Annotated in this window: 13 protein-coding genes; 5 read left to right on the top strand and 8 right to left on the bottom strand. The window is 58.3% G+C overall.

Annotation, left to right across the window (positions count from 1 at the left end; all coding sequences use genetic code 11):
* Positions 1 to 160: 160 nt before the first annotated feature.
* The 3 genes from RB216_RS02755 to RB216_RS02745 form a co-directional block, all read right to left on the bottom strand.
* Positions 161 to 5,356 (bottom strand): NEL-type E3 ubiquitin ligase domain-containing protein, encoded by a 5,196-nt coding sequence (locus RB216_RS02755; protein ID WP_308908289.1) that lies wholly within the window; start codon positions 5,354 to 5,356, stop codon positions 161 to 163.
* Positions 5,357 to 5,523: 167 nt separating this feature from the next.
* On the bottom strand, positions 5,524 to 5,664 hold the full coding sequence (locus RB216_RS02750) for a hypothetical protein (protein ID WP_164671641.1): 141 nt from the start codon (positions 5,662 to 5,664) through the stop codon (positions 5,524 to 5,526).
* A 174-nt stretch (positions 5,665 to 5,838) separates the two neighbouring features.
* Positions 5,839 to 6,780 carry a DnaJ C-terminal domain-containing protein gene (locus RB216_RS02745; RefSeq protein ID WP_028615547.1) on the bottom strand — a complete coding sequence of 314 codons (942 nt, stop codon included), beginning with the start codon at positions 6,778 to 6,780 and terminating at the stop codon, positions 5,839 to 5,841.
* 238 nt (positions 6,781 to 7,018) lie between these two features.
* Here RB216_RS02745 and RB216_RS02740 point away from each other — a divergent pair, with 238 nt between their 5' ends.
* Complete coding sequence (locus tag RB216_RS02740; protein WP_028615546.1) at positions 7,019 to 8,287, top strand: Hsp70 family protein; 1,269 nt, start codon at positions 7,019 to 7,021, stop codon at positions 8,285 to 8,287.
* Positions 8,288 to 8,388: 101 nt separating this feature from the next.
* Here RB216_RS02740 and RB216_RS02735 read toward each other — a convergent pair whose 3' ends face one another.
* The 3 genes from RB216_RS02735 to RB216_RS02725 all read right to left on the bottom strand — a co-directional run bounded on the left by RB216_RS02735 (position 8,389) and on the right by RB216_RS02725 (position 10,743).
* On the bottom strand, positions 8,389 to 9,402 hold the full coding sequence (locus RB216_RS02735; RefSeq protein WP_016976954.1) for an AI-2E family transporter: 1,014 nt from the start codon (positions 9,400 to 9,402) through the stop codon (positions 8,389 to 8,391).
* A 181-nt stretch (positions 9,403 to 9,583) separates the two neighbouring features.
* Positions 9,584 to 9,883: a PsiF family protein gene (locus RB216_RS02730; protein ID WP_016976953.1), complete on the bottom strand. Its 300-nt coding sequence runs from the start codon at positions 9,881 to 9,883 to the stop codon at positions 9,584 to 9,586.
* Positions 9,884 to 9,954: 71 nt separating this feature from the next.
* Positions 9,955 to 10,743, bottom strand: a complete 789-nt coding sequence (locus RB216_RS02725) for an AraC family transcriptional regulator (RefSeq protein ID WP_028615545.1) — start codon at positions 10,741 to 10,743, stop codon at positions 9,955 to 9,957.
* A 97-nt stretch (positions 10,744 to 10,840) separates the two neighbouring features.
* On the opposite strand from RB216_RS02725, the gene RB216_RS02720 reads away from it, so the two are divergent.
* Positions 10,841 to 11,710, top strand: a complete 870-nt coding sequence (locus RB216_RS02720) for a DMT family transporter (protein WP_028615544.1) — start codon at positions 10,841 to 10,843, stop codon at positions 11,708 to 11,710.
* On the opposite strand, the gene RB216_RS02715 is transcribed toward RB216_RS02720, so the two are convergent.
* Positions 11,707 to 12,597, bottom strand: a complete 891-nt coding sequence (locus RB216_RS02715) for an esterase/lipase family protein (protein ID WP_068935290.1) — start codon at positions 12,595 to 12,597, stop codon at positions 11,707 to 11,709. The genes RB216_RS02720 and RB216_RS02715 overlap by 4 nt on opposite strands.
* 168 nt (positions 12,598 to 12,765) lie before the next feature.
* On the opposite strand from RB216_RS02715, the gene RB216_RS02710 reads away from it, so the two are divergent.
* Complete coding sequence (locus RB216_RS02710; RefSeq protein WP_028615542.1) at positions 12,766 to 13,296, top strand: ferritin-like domain-containing protein; 531 nt, start codon at positions 12,766 to 12,768, stop codon at positions 13,294 to 13,296.
* 110 nt (positions 13,297 to 13,406) lie between these two features.
* Here the strand turns inward: RB216_RS02710 and RB216_RS02705 are convergent, their stop codons facing one another.
* Entirely contained in the window at positions 13,407 to 15,476 is a 2,070-nt protein-coding gene (locus RB216_RS02705; protein ID WP_308908288.1) for an AsmA family protein, read from the bottom strand.
* 359 nt (positions 15,477 to 15,835) lie between these two features.
* On the opposite strand from RB216_RS02705, the gene RB216_RS02700 reads away from it, so the two are divergent.
* A complete protein-coding gene (locus RB216_RS02700; RefSeq protein ID WP_068935285.1) occupies positions 15,836 to 16,288 on the top strand; it encodes a hypothetical protein in 453 nt (150 codons plus the stop codon).
* A 151-nt stretch (positions 16,289 to 16,439) separates the two neighbouring features.
* Positions 16,440 to 17,072 (top strand): TetR family transcriptional regulator, encoded by a 633-nt coding sequence (locus RB216_RS02695; protein ID WP_025857330.1) that lies wholly within the window; start codon positions 16,440 to 16,442, stop codon positions 17,070 to 17,072.
* The last annotated feature ends 4 nt before the right edge of the window (positions 17,073 to 17,076 follow it).

The raw sequence follows: 17,076 nt of genomic DNA, 5'->3' as shown, positions 1-17,076 counted from the left end.
CCGCGCACTTAGTTCCCACATATATAGGCACGGCGGCAAGGTATTTTTAGCGCCCGGCACACAGGGCATCGGAGCTTGGATTCATCCTTTTGATCACTCGGCCATGCGCCCCCCGACTGTTGTTCTTACACCATCCGGGGGGCTATTCATCTACCAAGGCTCACTCTTCCAGGTTGAGTATTTCCTGAGGAGTCAGCAGATCGATGAGCTTGCGCTCAGTCAGCTGTTTTTCCTCAGCCAACGCCGTGAACTGGCGGTTGTATTCACCACTGCTCATCGTGCGTATGGCTAGCTCAAGCTGCTCCATGCGACTGTAGATAGGCTCGTCAGCCAAGTCGAACCTGGAGCGATATTTATCCTTAAGGTACTCGCCCCAGAAGTCTCGACGAGCAATCGACTCAATCTCCTGCTTCGAATCCCGCAGGCTATTCACATGGTCCTCGGCAGCACGCAGCTTTGCTCGCGACACGTATTGGTAACCGGTGTATTCAGCTTGCTTGGGCTGCCCGGGCAATTGGAGTCTGTCGCGCAGACTCACCCGATAAGACAGTCGTACTTCGATTTGATCCATCAACAACAGCTGATTGCCCTTTTCACGCGTCAACACGTCGGAGCTGAGAATCAGCTGAACGCGCTCTTGGATATCCTTGAGCGCAAATGCCTCGACCTCATCCAGGCGGAACAGACCTTTGGCCAATTTGAGCAACTCAACGCCCGCGCCAGCCTCACCTACCTGCGCCAACGCTTTATGAATCTGCACCTTGATTTCCAGATCGCTAAACACCAGCGCGGCCCGATCACTGCACGTCTGTGGTTCGCCCGCAGCTTTGAACAACTCGCGACGCAGTGCTTCATTTTGTTCTGCCGCATCCAGCACCGCCCACACCCGCGCGTTGAGATCGGAATATGACTTTTTGTATTCGGCCGTTTCTTTCAACTTTTCCAACAACCGGAAAAATTCTTCGCTCTCACTGACTATGCTGCCCCCCTCTCCTCCTGCCGCTTCTCGCTCCAGAGCCTCAGCGTCGAGTAGCGCCCACTGTGTTTTTCTCACGGCCTGCTCAGCCGTCGAAAAGCCTTTCAACCAATGCTCAACTCTCTGCGCCGATGGCGCTAAAGTGCCGCCTTCTGCGCCACGCTCAGCCGGGCCATCCGGAGGAACTGGCATCAAGCCGGCCTGATCGTCATCCAGAAAGATACGCGTCAGAATGTCGGCATACTGCTGCATGCCTTGATCAGAAAGGGGATTGCCATTGAGTTCAGTGACTTCCAACACACGGTTGATGTCAGGCGCATGCTCCGCTGATGGATTCACCGCCCATTCAGGAAACGAGGTGAGCTGGTTATCACGTAAGTCAAGCATGACTAGCTCCGCTTGATCACGCAGCCCGACAGGCCATTCGGTGAGACCGCAGGCTTGTAGTCGGACGTGGGTCAGGTCCGGCATCTGACTAAAGTCAGGGAGAAGCCCAAGTGGATTGTGGCTCAGTTCGAGATATTTCCAGTGAGTCATCTTCGCCAAAGCGTCGGCTGATTGCTCTGTCAGGGTGATGTTGTTATTGGAAACATTCAGATAAATCAGCGAGGATTTATCAGTGATCATTGTCGGCAACTCAACCAGCCCGTTGGACTGCAACTGCAACTGCACAATAGACGGAAACGAGTCCAGGAACTCCGTGGGCACCTCTGTGAGTCCCATGTTACTCAGGTCCACAAAGCGCACGTGGGAGAAGTAGCCTTTCATCGCAGGCAGCTCCCCGGCGGTGCGGCCGTGAAGATCGAGCTCATACCCCAATGCCCTACCGTTTGGCCCGTACTTCATCGTACCTGCGCGCTTCTGCCAGCAGCGCTGAAGCTTTTCTGCGACTACGGCCTTTTCATACGGCTCGACAGCGGCGATTCTGCCATCCGGCAGTACGCGAGTACTCGGTGTTGACTTCCATTGCTGCAACTCGTTGCGCAGAACTTCCAGCTCTGCCTCAAAATTGACCAGATACTTCTCACGTTGAGTGCCTATCTGCCCCAGAAACTTGTCAATTTGTGCATCGGTATAGTCAGGAAACAGTCTCAAGACCCTCTGCCTGTCTCTTAACAGCCGGGGCTCGCCAGTCCCACGACCACTTAACGGATAACCCAGACGCCCATTGCTCCAGCGTGTGGGCGCCTTGAACCAGGGTCTGATCGGCTGCATCTTCAATACCGAGCGCAACTCTTCCCGTGAAAGCAGGTGCTGCTTGATCAACGTTTCCAGGGCTGGCCCCTGGTTCACGTCAGGCAAGCCCAATGCAGTGCGATGGTCATCGGGCAGAGCATGTTGAAGGGCGGCGAAGAAATCGTCGGGCCCAAGCAATTCAAGATCATTCCTGTCACGCGCCTCATACAAGCCGTCGTTTTTTCGCACGAGCACCTTGGTACTCTTAGCCTCTTTAGCGCCGGCACTGGCCCGTAGTTGTCCATCAACCGAGTCCTGTCGAACTTCAATACGCAAATCAGCTGGCCAGCCAGAGAGTTTCTTCAGCGAATTAAGCACGAGCTTCTCTGTATCCGGGTTGATCAACGCGTCCAGAGAAAGCCCCTCGTAGGCACGCGCCAGACGCACTTCACGCTGGGCGATGCGCAAGGCCTCCGCCAATTTGAGCGGTATGGGCTTGGTCTGCAGCGTGTCGGCGAAGTCCCATTTGGCCATTTGTTGCCGTTCAGCACTGCTGGCCTCTTGCAGAAGCGCTTTGATCACTTTCATGGGCACACCGGGATAGCGTACCCGAATCAAATTGGCCCGAGGGTCGCTGAAGTCGGTATCGGCCTCGTACACATCATCGAGTAGCTGAGCTTTACGGCGTTCGGCAACCTTGGCAATGGTCGCGCGCAGTGTTGCAACACGTGCGTCGAGGAGGCCGCGCGGAGTTCCAGGCGCTTGCTCCAGTAGCGTATTGGTTTCGCTCTCATCCAGGGCTTCCAGAAGCGTCGGCAGCAGTTCCCCGTTGCGCAACTGCAAATCATGGATCTGCACGGTACGTATTTCGCTCTGTGGACTGTGTGAGCTGAGATATCTCCAGAGTGTCTTGGCCTGTGCGTCGATCACTCGCATCGAGACCTGTTCTGGCCACTTGCAGTAACGCGTCATGACATGCAACTGACTGATCGAGTGGTCCTGAGTAGATAAGGTCGAGGAATCATCCTTCATGGCGGCGATGAACGTTTCGACCTGTTTGTACGCGTCGAAGCGACTGATCGTATCGGCCAGCAGTGGCCCTGGCGGCTCGTTCTCGACATGCATTCTGCGCAACACGTCTTCAGAGGTGTCGCTGACATGGCGAATCTGCTCCAGTTCGGTATCGCTGAACTCACTGACTGCATGCCCAAGGCGCCTCATCAACTGGGGGCCCTCCCAGGTTCGCGGCTGTTCCAATTCATGATTCCAGGCACCGGAGCCGTTGGTGTTCAGCTCGGGAGCATAGGCATTGAGGCGTGTGGGGTGCTGCATCCGATACCTGCCCGTGGCCACGTCTTCCTGCACGGCGTAGTGACTGCCGTCCAGCGGCAGAACATCTCGCCCATCAAAGCGATGAAGACCCTGTGCGTTGGGTCGGGAGCTTTCCGGCAACGTCATGTCCAACTGATAGGGCTTGAGGTCCGGCTTCCACAAACGTGTCTTGCCACTGGGGAGCACGACGGCTTTGAGCTCGTCGATAAAAGGTGAAACCGCGAAATGGAATACTGGCGCCAACGCCAACATGGTTGCCAGGTTCTCCACGACATCAGTGATATGCGCCCAGCCTGCCTCCCGGTCACCCCGGCTCAACTCACGAACACCTTCAATCGTCTCGAACAACAATTGGTTTGCGGTGATCAATAACATCGCGGCGCCTGCGGGCGGCACAAAGAACGCGGCAATACCCACGATGAACAGGCCGACGTTCAGATAATTGGAGAGTCGGCGCTCGCGAGTGAGGTTGTCCTCGGCAGCCGTAGACACAGCCAGCACCTGGGCGTTCTCGAGGATACGTCGGCGGTGCTGCAGATACATTTCAAACCAGATGCCGGACATACCCAGCCACTGCATGTCGAGCGAGATCTTCAGGTGCAGGTCGATGTTTTCCAGGGGATCGCGCCGCCAGTGCCGGTCAACCAAAGGACCGACCAATCTGGAGGCCGGCTCAAGGTACTTCAGATAGGTTCGCACCCCGTCTGTCCAATAGGCACCGGACGGGAAGTCTTTGACTTTCTCGGTGAATCGAAGAAAAAACCGGCCGCGGTCCTTTTCCGACACGAAGCGGCTGAAAAACCGCTGGTAGTCGGTGAGCACATCCCGGCCACTGTCGATCCAGCTCCCCTGCGGCCGGTACAGCAGTTTATGGGTAAGTTCCTCTTCAAACTCGGCCAATGACGCGTAATGTTTGACCGGATGTTCGGGATCGTCCGGAATATAAACAATGACATAGCCGCCGTCGTAGCGATTCTCGTGCGTGGGGAAAAACAGCGCGCACTCGGCAATGTCATATCCCATCAATCGCATTGGGCTATAACTGATCGTTCGACGTATGTCGTTATCTTTGACCTCGAACTTATCGCTGATCAACTCGACCAATAAATCATAATGTTTGCGCTTAATATCCTTTTTCAGCAAGGCGGCAAACGCGGCGGCCTTCAGGGCTGATTTTTTATTATTGATAAAGGGCACACGACCCAGCTCAAATCTTCCGCCGGGGCCATAGAGCTTATCTTTTATATGTTTCTCATATTGTCCACCGATGTCCAGCTTGCGACAAATGGTAACGAACGTCTCAACCTTCATCGGCGCTGGTCGGATGACATCGAAATGCCCCCGCGCATCGGGCTCAGTTATAAACAACGACTCGCCGTCGAAGTAACCCGCCTCAGCTTCAAAGGCTTCGAAATTATGCAGAGCCGCCTGTAACAAGGAAAAAGTCCTGCTACGAAAGTCGCCCGTTTGGACGCCTGTCGGAAGGCCGAAAAACTTATACTCCACTGGGTAATACAGGCGCAGCCAGGTAGTGTCGACATCCAGCTTGACGCCTGCTTCGGCCAAGGCTGCGGTTAATTTTGGTTTAGCGTAGGCGGTGATGTTCTGCACGTCCCCGAGAAACTTTTCCCATTCATTTTGCGCATGACAGTCAGCCTCCAGTAACTGTTTTAATTGCTTCTGTTCCTCAGTGGAACATTTTTCATACCAGTCTGGAAGGTCAGGATTGGTGTCTTTAAGCACTTTACGCCGCACGGGTGAAGCGCCAATGAGGCAGCCTGGGATGATATTTTTAATCAAGTCAAAATGAATACCCTTATCGTTGCTCTCGGGATTATCACCAGCGACATTTACTACTGAATCGTCAGTCATTTCACACGTTCCATATGCAGTTGAATTCAATAAACGTTTTAGGCATTACCGATAAAAAATAAATTAATGCCCGCCGGGCAGTTCTTGACCCGAGAACAGAATTAACCATTTATATAAGTGCGAAAAAGAATAGTTTTTTATTGCTTTTATCAGGAACGTCGACTGCGTTAACTATGTATGCAGAAACGAACGAAGTGCGCCTGGTTGAACCAAGACGGCACACGGTCTTTCAGGAAGTCGTAGTGAGCACCGCGAGCGCTGGCGTTGAACACACCAACGGGGGTGGCAGTTGCAGTAGGGTTTGACATGGCGGATCGTCCTTGACGGGTGACAAAGACACCAGCCTATAGAACGATCCGACACGGTCGGACTGCATAGATATTGTGCAGGCAGCCTGAGTGCATGGGGGGCTCCTGCGTTTTTCGCGAGCACGGCATGGCCCCCTGCCTCGCCCCTCCACTGAACAGCGTCAGGGCTTACGATCAGCTATTCCAGGTTTGCCTCGGATCGAAGTCAGCGTTTTTCGCCAACGCCTGCCACAACGCCTTGGCCTCTTCGTCGACCTCTTTGGGCATCACCACCTTGAGCTGAATAAACAGGAAGCCGCGCTCCCCGCTCTTGTTCAGCAAGCCATGGCCCTTGGCGCGCATGCGCTGGCCGTTCTGGCTGCCAGCAGGCACCTTGAGGTTGATCTTGCCGGTCAGCGTCGGCACAGCCACTTCCGTGCCCAACGCCAACTCCCACGGTGCCAGGGGCACTGTGATTACCAAGTCCTGACCTTCCACCTCGAACTTAGCGTGCGGTGCAAACTTGATGATCAGGTACAGATCACCATTGGCCCCGCCGCCAATCCCCGGTGCGCCCTGCGCCTTGAGGCGGATGCGCTCACCGTCGGCCACGCCGGCGGGGATCTTCACGTTCAGGCTCTTGGTAGTGTTGCTCACATGCCGGCCCGAGGCATCGTATTGCGGCACCTGGAAGCTGATCTGCTTGGACTCGGTGGACAGTGTCTCTTCAAGGGACACTGTCAGTTGCATCTCCACGTCCTGACCCTTGCGCCCAGCCGGACGGCGCTGGCCGCCACCAAACGCATCGCCACGGGAGCCGAAGATCGAACTGAAGAAGTCCGAGAAATCCTCACCGCCACCGCCGCCAAAGCCGCCACGGCTCTGCCAGCCCGGTGGTCCCTGGAAAGGTTGGCCATGCTGGCCGTATTTGCGCAGTTCGTCGTATTCGGCGCGTTTGTCAGCGCTCTTGAGCGCCTCATAGGCTTCGGACGCGTCCTTGAACTTGGCTTCGGCGTCTTTTTCCTTGCTCACATCCGGGTGATATTTGCGCGCAAGCTTGCGATAGGCCGCCTTGATTTCCTTGTCGTCGGCCGTCGGCTCTACGCCCAATATCTTGTAGTAGTCTTTGAAATCCATCGGCGGTTCACCATCCTTAATCGAGATCGCACAGCCCGGGGCACAGCGTGCGCTGCATTGCACCTGTTGAGTGATGTGGCCTGGGGGTGCGTCAAAGTGTTATCGGCACTTGCCGTATGCAGCAGATGTGGGGGCAAATCCCCAGGTTTCAAGCACGATTTAACAGATGGTCGGCCTACGCATCCGGCGTCGACTGGCATACACTGCGCGGCCGTTTTTCAACCGGAACCTGATTGTCATGGAAAACTCATCCCCAGCCCGTGCCTGCGGCATCGACTTTGGCACGTCCAACTCCACCGTCGGCTGGATCCGCCCCGGCGAGGAGACGCTTATCGCGCTGGAGGACGACAAGATCACCCTGCCGTCGGTGGTGTTCTTCAACTTCGAGGAACGCCGCCCGGTGTACGGCCGCCTGGCGCTGCATGAGTACCTGGAAAACTATGAAGGCCGACTGATGCGCTCGCTCAAGAGCCTGTTGGGCTCCAAGCTGATCAAGCACGACACCAGCGTGCTCGGCACGGCGATGCCATTCACCGACCTGCTGGCGCTGTTTATCGGCCAGCTCAAGAGCCGCGCCGAAGCCAATGCCGGCCGTGAGTTTGAAGAAGTGGTGCTGGGTCGTCCGGTGTTTTTCGTCGACGACGACCCAATGGCTGACCAGGAGGCCGAGAACACCCTGGTCGACGTGGCACGCAAGATTGGCTTCAAGGACATCTCGTTCCAGTACGAGCCGATTGCCGCCGCGTTCGACTACGAGTCCACCATCCAGAAAGAAGAGTTGGTACTGATTGTCGATATCGGCGGCGGTACCTCCGACTTCTCCTTGGTGCGCCTGTCACCGGACCGTCGCCACAACGACAACCGCCAGAGCGACATCCTCGCCACCGGCGGCGTGCACATCGGCGGTACTGACTTCGATAAACAGCTCAGCCTGCAAGGCATGATGCCGCTGTTCGGCTACGGCAGCCGCATGAAAAGCGGCGCCTACATGCCCACCAGCCATCACATGAACCTCGCCACCTGGCACACCATCAACTCGGTGTACTCGCAAAAATCCCAGTTGGCGTTGGGCAGCATGCGCTACGACATCGAAGACACCGGTGGCATCGACCGCCTGTTCAAGCTGATCGAACAGCGCGCCGGGCATTGGTTGGCGATGGAAGTGGAAGAAACCAAGATCCAACTGACCCACGAAGACAGCCGCCATGTGGCGCTGGACCGCATCGAAGCAGGCCTGAGCGTAGACCTGAGCCGGGCGCTGTTCGAGTCGTCCATCGACAGCTTGCTGGAGCGTGTGCGCGGGAGCGTGACGCAACTGCTCAACGACGCATCGGTGAGCGTGGCACAAGTGGACACGGTGTTTTTTACCGGCGGCTCCAGCGGGATTCCGGCGCTGCGCCACAGCATTTCGGCGATGCTGCCGAATGCGCGGCATGTGGAAGGCAATATCTTTGGCAGCATCGGCAGCGGGTTGGCCATCGAAGCCAGCAAGCGCTACGGCTGCTAAAAAGATCGACTGTAGGAGCGAGCTTGCTCGCGAAAAACCTGAGAGCGCTGCGTTATCGTTGGCGTTCTTCGCGAGCAAGCTCGCTCCTACAGGTTACTGCGTCAAACCATCCCACCGAGCTTCAGCTCACTCTTCAAATACGCATAATAAATCGGCCCCGCCACCACACCCGGCAGGCCGAACGCGGCCTCAAACACCAACATCGCCAGCAGCAACTCCCACGACTTGGCACTGATCTGCCCGCCCACGATCCGCGCATTGAGGAAATATTCGATTTTGTGGATCACGATCAGATACCCCAACGCCGCCACTGCCACCCAGATCGACAGCGACAGCGCGACGATGGTGATCAGGGTGTTGGACATCAGGTTACCAATGACCGGCAACAGGCCGAGCAGGAACGTGAGAACGATCAGGGTTTTGGTCAACGGCAGGTGAATCCCGCACAACGGCAGTACCACGGCGAGGAACACGGCAGTGAAGGCGGTGTTGAGCGCGGCGATCTTGATCTGGGCGAATACGATATTGCGAAAGGCCTGGACCAGCAGGTGCAGGCGGTCGAACAGCGCGGCGGCCAAGGGTTTGCGTTTGGTCAGGTCGGGGACGCGTTGCAGAGCGATGATGGCGCCAAGCACCATGCCGATCAGCAGGGTGACAAACATGTGGGCGGCGTCTTTGCCGACCAACTGCAACTCGCTCAGGTGCTTGCTTAGCCAGTCGCCGATGGCCACGCGGAACTCGGCGGCACTGGCAGGCAGGTAAGCGTCGAGGAACGGCGGCAACTGGCCGCGCGCGCGATCAACCACACCCATGAATTTATCGAGAGAGGCCCCGGGATTTTCCGCTTCGTGGAGCAGGAAGCTGATGGCGCCGGCGAAGATCAGGGTCAGCACGCTGACGATCAGGGTGCCGAGCAAGGCGACCGCCAGCCAGCGCGCACGCCGTCCTTCGATCAGCCGTTGCAGTTGGGGGGTCAGCATGTTGACCAGCTCGAACACCAGCAGGCCAGCCAGCAAGCTGGGCAGCAACTTGAGCGGCAGTACCAGCAGCAGTCCGCCAAAAATGATGATGTAGCTGGCCAGCAATATCACATGACGCTGAGAAAACGTTGGCATACAGCCTCAAAACGAACGGCGTTAAAGGATGTTGATGTAGGAGCGAGCTTGCTCGCGAAAAACGCAAGGACACCGCGTTTTAGTCTGAAGGCACGCGTTATCGTTCAGGTTTTTCGCGAGCAAGCTCGCTCCTACAGCAGGGCTGTGTGCGAGTGTCGCAGCCTTCTATGGCCTGGGGCTATTATTTCTTCAGGCAAGTGCTCATAAAGGTTTTGCGCGCGTCGCCGGTCAAGGCTTTGGTCTTGGCGTCCGCATTGCAGTCCTTCATCTTCTGCTGCTGTGGCGTAAGCGTCTTGGCGTCATTGGCTGCTGGAGCAGACAGACAGGTCTTCATGAAGGCCTTGCGGTCATCACCTTTAAGCGTCTTGGTGGTGGCTTCGGCGTTACAGGTGGTCATTTTATTTTGCTGAGCGGTGGCAGCAAAGCCTTGGGAACACAGCAGCAGGCCCATCATCAACAGCGGAATTCGCAGCATCTTCATGGAGTTTTCTCCCTGTTACCGCACCGAAGGGCACGGACTACCCAGCAGTGTAGTCAAAGCCTGTTACAACTTCACCGGGTACGGATATGCGTCCGTCGATACTGCTCCGGCGTACAGCCCGCCTGGCGCTGGAACATGGCGATAAAGGCCGAGGCGGTGCTGTAGCCCAGGTCAAACGCCACATGTTGCACGCTGCGTGGGCTGTCGAGGGCTTCGATGGCCGCCAGGTAGCGCAGACGCTGGCGCCATTCGCCGAAGCTCATGCCCAGCTCCCGCACAAACAGGCGCGCCAGGGTGCGTTCGCTCACGTGGACTTGTTCGGCCCAGTGCGCCAGGGGCCGGTTGTCGGCAGGATCGGCCTGCATGCCTTCGAGTACGCCGAGCAAGCCAGGGTGGCGGGCGTATGGCAGGAAGCATTCGTGGATCGGCGCCTGCTTGAGCTGGTCCACCAGCACCTGGGCCAGGCGGATGTCGGACTCGGTCTGCGGCATGTTCACGTCACGCTGGGCAAAATCGCTGAGGATGGCCTTGAGAATGTCGCTGATGGCCAGGGTGCAAGGCTGCTGGGGCAGTTGCTCACAAAGTTCCGGCGCCAGCCCCACCGAGTGATAGACGATCGCCTCGGCATTGTAGGAGCTGTGTTCGGTGTGAGGTGGCACCCACACCGCGTATTGCGGCGGCGACATGAAGCGGTTGCCGGCCACTTCCATGCGCATCACACCGCTGGCCGAGTAATCCAGCGAGCCCCAGAAATGCCGGTGCGGCGTGCACTCGGTGTCAGGCGCGAAATCCGAATAACGGAAGTACACCGGGCTCGGCAACCGGGGGAAATCCGCAAGACGTACGTTGTGCTTGGCCATATTGTCTGGATACAGAGGTGGTTTGTCTGGATCGCAGTATAGGCTTCGATCCAGACAATGGATAATCCTGCCTCATCAACACACTTGGTTACTTTCGATGCAATACGCTTATCCCTTGCTGGCCATTTTTATCTGGGCCGGCAACACCGTCGTCAACAAGCTGGCTGTGGGCGCACTGTTCCCGGCGGAAATTGGCTTTTACCGCTGGTTGCTGGCGGCGCTGCTGTTCACGCCGTTCATGATCAAGCCGGTGATCGCCAACTGGGCGCTGATCCGTCCGAACCTGGGCAAGGTGTTCATCCTCGGCGTGTTGGGCATGGCGGTTTACCAAAGCCTGGCGTATTACGCCGCGTCGCTCACCACCGCGACCAACATGGGCATCATCCTGTCGTTGATGCCGTTGATGGCACTGACGGCGGCGATCATCAGCCTCGGTCAACGCCTCACCTACGGCGCGATGACCGGTGCCGTGCTGTCATTCGCTGGCGTGGTGGTGGTGGTTTCCGCCGGCAGCCTCGACGCACTGCTGCAGCACGGGGTCAACCTGGGGGACGGCATGATGCTGGTCGCGACCCTGGCCTACGCGGTCTACAGCACCTTGCTGAAAAAATGGCAGCTGCGCCTGCCGCCGCTGGTGTTGCTGTATCTGCAGGTGCTGGTGGCGGTGGTGGTGCTGTTCCCGCTGTTTCTGTTTTCGGCGAAAGCTGGCTTGGGTTGGGCGAACATTCCACTGGTGCTGTATGCGTGCCTGTTAGCCTCGATGGTCGCGCCGCTGGCGTGGATGCATTCGGTGAAGACCTTGGGCCCGAGCCGCACCACGCTGTTTTTCAACCTGCTGCCATTGATCACCGCGCTGATTGCGGCGGTGGTGTTGAAGGAAGAGTTGGCGCTATACCACCTGGTGGGCGGCCTGCTGACCTTGGGCGGGGTAATTCTGTCGGAGCGTTGGACCACGCCGGTCCGTTAAACCCCGGCCTCCTTCAAGCGCCGGGCATGCTCGACAAACAGTCGGATCGGCTCGGCGCCCTTGCCCACCAGCCCCAGGGACTGGTTGACGATATCGAAGTGGTCCAGGGCGTAGTCATCGCCGATCACCAACCCCAAGTGTGAACTGTAGCGCCCGACCATGCCGTCACACTGGCCCTTTTCGCGCACGAAGCTGCGGGCGAACAGGCGGCAACTACGGTTCGTACCGTCGAACAGGTTACGACCACGGTCGGTAATGCCCGGCTGCAAGGTGCCGGACCATGAGTAATAACGCACGCCATTGACCTCTTCGGGCCCCTGCCCACCCCATGTCTGCGGCAGCCCCTGTGGATAATGCTGATTGAACAGCGCCACGCCCGCACTGGTCAGCGAGTGGTGGGAGGCCTGCAGATCCGCCTTGAAGCGTGGCCCGCGATAGCCAGTTTCCAGCACGCCCATCAGCCAGGCGACTCCGTGAAACAGCGCGCTCATGATCCGCCCCTTCACGCCATCCACCGGGTAATTGAGGTGAATGTGGTCCGCCAACTCCGAGCCGTGGTTGGGCCCGGCCACGGACGTCACCGACGCCACCCATTCCGGGCGCTTGGCCGCCGCATACCGGGCGGTGAGCGAGCCCTGGCTGTGGCCGATCAAGTTGACCTTGTCGGCCCCCGTTTCACGGCGGATGCGCTCGATCTGCACCAGCAATTGCTCGCCGCGCACTTCGCTGGAATCCAGCGGCGCCACCTGCACGGGAAACACCTGCGCCCCGCCCGCCCGCAGCGCGGGGACGATACCGTACCAATAAGGAAACCACCCCAGGCGCACGAACCCGAGCATGCCAGGGACCAGCACCAGGGGATAACGCGTGGCTAACGACTGCGGCATGGGCCGAACGTCCTTGATCAGGAAAGACTCACCAGAGGCTAGCCCAGTCCCGCGACGCAGTGATGACATAAATCCGATAAAACTTTTTGCGTGACGCAGGACTCACAACTTGGAGCGATCACGCCGGCAGAGCGTGGCGCAAAACCGGATTAGTATCAGGAGATTGAGATGACCGAAGCAAACTTGACTGACGTTGCGACCCTGCGCAGCCGCGCCCGCCAGAACGTCGAAAACGGTGCAGTGACCGAAGGTTATGACGCCGACCGCGAAGAAATCATCCGCCTGCTCAACGCATCGCTGGCCACCGAGCTGGTCTGCGTGCTGCGCTACAAGCGCCACTACTTCATGGCCAGCGGCATTAAGGCTGCAGTCGCCGCGCAGGAATTCCTTGAGCACGCTACCCAGGAAGCCGAACACGCCGACAAGCTCGCAGAGCGCATCGTGCAGTTGGGTGGTGAGCCGGAGTTCAACCCGGACCTGCTGTCGAAGAATTCCCACGCACAGTACGTGGCAGGCAATAACTTGAAGGAAATGGTCTACGAAGACCTGGTCGCCGAGCGGATTGCCGTGGACAGCTACCGCGAAATCATCCAGTACATTGGCGATAAAGACCCGACCACGCGCCGCCTCTTCGAAGAAATCCTGGCCCAGGAAGAAGAGCATGCGGACGATATGGCTGACATCCTAGAAAGCCTGTAACCCCGCAATACTCTGTAGGAGCCGGCTTGCCGGCGATGGTAGCCTGACGATCTCGACAGCGTTCAAGGGCCCCATCGCCGGCAAGCCGGCTCCTACGTTTTTGTGGCCGATCAACCTTTTACGGTTTTCGGCGCCTTGCCTTCCTTCATCTGCTGCAGTAACGGCGCACATTCATTCGGCTCACCGCCACTGGGCGCAACCAATGCCAGCAACCCGGCCGCCGGCCCGGCGATCACACCCAGCGCCACCATGCCAGCCCCTCGCAGCGCCAGCGGGATGGCTTTCACACCCGCGTTCGGCTTGATAAAAGGTCCATTGACGTACAGCGGTGAACGCAGGGAGAACAGGCGGAAGCCTTTCGATTCCGGGGTAATGGTAAGGTCCAACTGCTCTGTGGCCATGTTCGCCGTGCCGTCGATGTAGATGATGGCGTTCTCGGTGTCGAACAGAAACAACCGAGTGGTCGCCAAGCCTGTCTTGATGCCAAAGTCCGCCGCCGCGCAGTTGATCTTCACTTCCTTGTCACCAAACAGTCGGCCTACCACGTAGTTGCCCACATTGAGCCCGGCGATTTCCATCAGGCTGCGGCTGATGGCACCGTCGTTGATCAGCATCTTCAGGTCACCGTTGGAGCTGCCCAACAGGGCCGCCACGGAGTTGCCGCGACCGGCAATATCCGCGTCGCCATTGAGTTCACCAAAGCTGGTTTTCATCGGTTCGAAGGTCGGGAAAAGCTGCTTGAGCTTGAAGTTGCGCGCGGTAAGTTTGGCGCGGCCTTCCATTGGCGTGATGCGGCCGTTGAGGCGGATCTGCGCATCCAGCTTACCGCCGGCCACGCCGAAACGCAGGGGTTCGAGGCTCAGTTCGCCGTCATTCAGAACCAGGTGGGTGTAGAGGTCGGTAAACGGCAGATCGGCACTGTGCACGATGCGCTTGCCGGTGAATTCCACGTCGGCATCCATGACGCGCCAACGCTCGGTGCGGAATTCTTCCACCGGCAACACTTTGGTCGCCGGCTGTTTGCTGTCGCCGCCACGGGCTTTTTGTTTGGCGTTGGAGTCGGCGCCGATCAGCGGTGCGAGGTCGGTCATCAGCAGCTGGTTGGAGACCAGCGCGCCGCTGAGCTTGGGCCGTGGCTGGCTGGCGACGTAGGCCAGGTTGCCGTGGATGTCGCTGTTGCCGATCTTGCCGTTGAAGTTGTCATAGCGGAAGGACGCGCCATTGGCTTCGTGCAGCTTGGCGATCAGATGACCATCGGTGGAGTAGGCCGGCGAATCCGGCAGGGTCACGCCAGTCAGAGGGTAGAGATTGCCCAGGCTGGAACCGGCGAGTTTCAGGCGCAGGTCGAGCGCGCCCAGGTTCAGTGGGTCGGTCAGGGTGCCGGCCAGGGCGATGCTGGTATCGGCAATCTTGACCTGGGCTTGCAGCGGGAACGGCTTGGCCGCGTCCTGCAGGGCCAACAGGCCACCGATCTTGCCGATGCCGTCGAGTTTCTGGCCGTGATACTGGCCTTTGACCTTGAGGCCGAACGCATAATCCTGCGGTGCGGAGCCTTTCTCCAGGGCCTTCTTGGCATCGGCGTCGCCGACGATTTCGCCGAACGGGATGGGTTTGCCCAGCGGGTCGATGATCACATCCAGTTGGGTCTTGAGGGTTTGGTCGTCGAGGGTCACGTGGCCTTTGTCGAAGCCGATGGCACCGATGTCCACCACCCAGTTGGAAGGCTCGGCGTTCGGGTCCTTGGGATCGAACTTAAAGGTCCAGTTGGCGCGGCCATCGGCCAGGCGCTGCAACTGCGCGCTCGGTTCGGTGAGGTCGATACGCGGGATCACCACGCGCTGCACCAGCAACGCCAGGGGCGAAATGCGCAGTTCCACCTTCTTGAGGGTGACCATTTGCGGGTTTTTCGACCAGTCCGGGTTGCCCAGGGTCAGGTCTTCGGCAATCACATGCGGCCACGGCACCCAGGCGCGCCAGCCGCCTTCATCGGGCTCACGCGCCCACACCACCGCCAGGTTGCCGTTGATGGCAAACGGTCGATGCAATTCTTCGGAGACCTTGGCATTGAGGGGCGGCTTGATGCGGTTCCAGTCAAAGAACACCAGGACCAACACCACCACGGCGATTAACACAACGAAGCTGGCGCAGCTCCAAGCGACGATTTTACGAGTGCGCGTCATTGCACAGGACTCCTGAATACGACTGGCTGGGTCACAGCCTTTAAGGACAGCTTATAGAACTACGACTGGCAAACCGCCTGGGGGTTTAACCCGATCCCCGATTTGCCTGGAAAAACCTCAATTTCTGACCACTTCGACAGATTCCTCCTACCACGGCGCACCATTGTTACCCACGCGCGTGTCGAAAATACCCACACCAGTGCAAAACCGCGTGCTTGAGAGGCCCGTTCTAGAGCCTCCGCCTAGAACAATCAATTCTGTTGATTATTACCATTGTGTTTATGAACTTTTATATCGACTTATCGAGAGTAGCATTAGTCCTGTACCCACTTTATCGCCCTCCCAAGGAGCAACCCATCATGAAACGCCAATTACTCGCTACCGCCCTGTTATCCATCCTGGCTTCCAGTGCCTTTGCCCTGCCAGCCGCCGAACAAGCCACTCCACAAGTCAAAGCTGACGCCGTTCCTTTCAGCCAGACCGTCGCTCGCAGCGGTTCGCAAGAAGAAGAGAACCGTGACTACGCCAAAGGCGCTGTAGCTGAAAATGGTTCGGAACAAGCCAACAAACGCGCTTACACCGAAGGCCTGACCGAAAACGGCCGCAACCGCCTGGAAGAAAAAGGCCTGGTTGAAGGTGGTGCTGATCGCCTGCTGGAACGCAACGCTGTTGCCGAAGGTGGCCGTGATCGTCTGGAACAGAAAGGTCTGGTCGAAGGCGGTGCTGAACAAGCCAACAAACGCGCCTACACCGAAGGCGTTGCTGAAGGCGGTGCTGACCGTCTGCAAGAACTGCATCAAGCACAGAGCTAACCCTGTGGTGGCCGAGAGAAAAGCCCGATCTGTCGATCGGGCTTTTGCTTTCCTGTAGATCACGTCACGCCCGCCCCCCGCCAAGTTCGACGCCAACAGACCTGTTTTGCTAGAGTGCGTCGCTGTACTTGCCAACAAAGCCCGCCCGCCAATGCTGCCCCGCGCCGAACAGAAGCAACAGACCCGCCTCGCCCTGATGGACGCAGCCCGCCATTTGATGGAGTGTGGCCGTGGGTTTGGCAGCCTGAGCCTGCGTGAAGTGGCGAAGACCGCCGGTATCGTGCCCACCGGTTTCTATCGGCATTTTGCCGACATGGACCAGTTGGGGCTGGTGTTGGTGAGTGAAGTCGGCCAGACCTTCCGCGCCACCATCCGCCTGGTGCGCCATAACGAATTCGTGATGGGCGGCATTATCGATGCCTCCGTGCGGATCTTTCTCGATGTGGTCTCGGCCAACCGTTCGCAATTCCTGTTCCTGGCCCGCGAGCAATACGGCGGCTGCCTGGCGGTGCGCCAGGCGATCGGTGCATTGCGTGAAGACATCACCCGTGACCTGGCGGCCGACCTGACGTTCATGCCAAAACTGCAGCACCTGGATGCCGAAGGCCTGCATGTGATGGCCGACCTGATCGTCAAAAGTGTGTTCGCCACCCTCCCCGACATCATCGATCCGCCGGCCCAGGCCCTGCCTGACCACCTCACGCCGCAGGCGAAAATCACCCAGCAATTGCGCTTTATCTTTATCGGCCTGAAGCACTGGCAAGGGCTGGGCAGCACCGAATAAAGCC

Source organism: Pseudomonas canadensis (genome assembly GCF_030980095.1).
Taxonomy (GTDB): domain Bacteria; phylum Pseudomonadota; class Gammaproteobacteria; order Pseudomonadales; family Pseudomonadaceae; genus Aquipseudomonas; species Aquipseudomonas canadensis.
This window is presented reverse-complemented; position numbering and strand designations above follow the sequence as displayed.

Bases quoted from the DNA above. Each gene is read 5' to 3' on its own strand.
- RB216_RS02755 (WP_308908289.1), bottom strand. From the start codon at position 5,356: ATGACTGACGATTCAGTAGTAAATGTCGCTGGTGATAATCCCGAGAGC.
- RB216_RS02750 (WP_164671641.1), bottom strand. From the start codon at position 5,664: ATGTCAAACCCTACTGCAACTGCCACCCCCGTTGGTGTGTTCAACGCC.
- RB216_RS02745 (WP_028615547.1), bottom strand. From the start codon at position 6,780: ATGGATTTCAAAGACTACTACAAGATATTGGGCGTAGAGCCGACGGCC.
- RB216_RS02740 (WP_028615546.1), top strand. From the start codon at position 7,019: ATGGAAAACTCATCCCCAGCCCGTGCCTGCGGCATCGACTTTGGCACG.
- RB216_RS02735 (WP_016976954.1), bottom strand. From the start codon at position 9,402: ATGCCAACGTTTTCTCAGCGTCATGTGATATTGCTGGCCAGCTACATC.
- RB216_RS02730 (WP_016976953.1), bottom strand. From the start codon at position 9,883: ATGAAGATGCTGCGAATTCCGCTGTTGATGATGGGCCTGCTGCTGTGT.
- RB216_RS02725 (WP_028615545.1), bottom strand. From the start codon at position 10,743: ATGGCCAAGCACAACGTACGTCTTGCGGATTTCCCCCGGTTGCCGAGC.
- RB216_RS02720 (WP_028615544.1), top strand. From the start codon at position 10,841: ATGCAATACGCTTATCCCTTGCTGGCCATTTTTATCTGGGCCGGCAAC.
- RB216_RS02715 (WP_068935290.1), bottom strand. From the start codon at position 12,597: ATGCCGCAGTCGTTAGCCACGCGTTATCCCCTGGTGCTGGTCCCTGGC.
- RB216_RS02710 (WP_028615542.1), top strand. From the start codon at position 12,766: ATGACCGAAGCAAACTTGACTGACGTTGCGACCCTGCGCAGCCGCGCC.
- RB216_RS02705 (WP_308908288.1), bottom strand. From the start codon at position 15,476: ATGACGCGCACTCGTAAAATCGTCGCTTGGAGCTGCGCCAGCTTCGTT.
- RB216_RS02700 (WP_068935285.1), top strand. From the start codon at position 15,836: ATGAAACGCCAATTACTCGCTACCGCCCTGTTATCCATCCTGGCTTCC.
- RB216_RS02695 (WP_025857330.1), top strand. From the start codon at position 16,440: ATGCTGCCCCGCGCCGAACAGAAGCAACAGACCCGCCTCGCCCTGATG.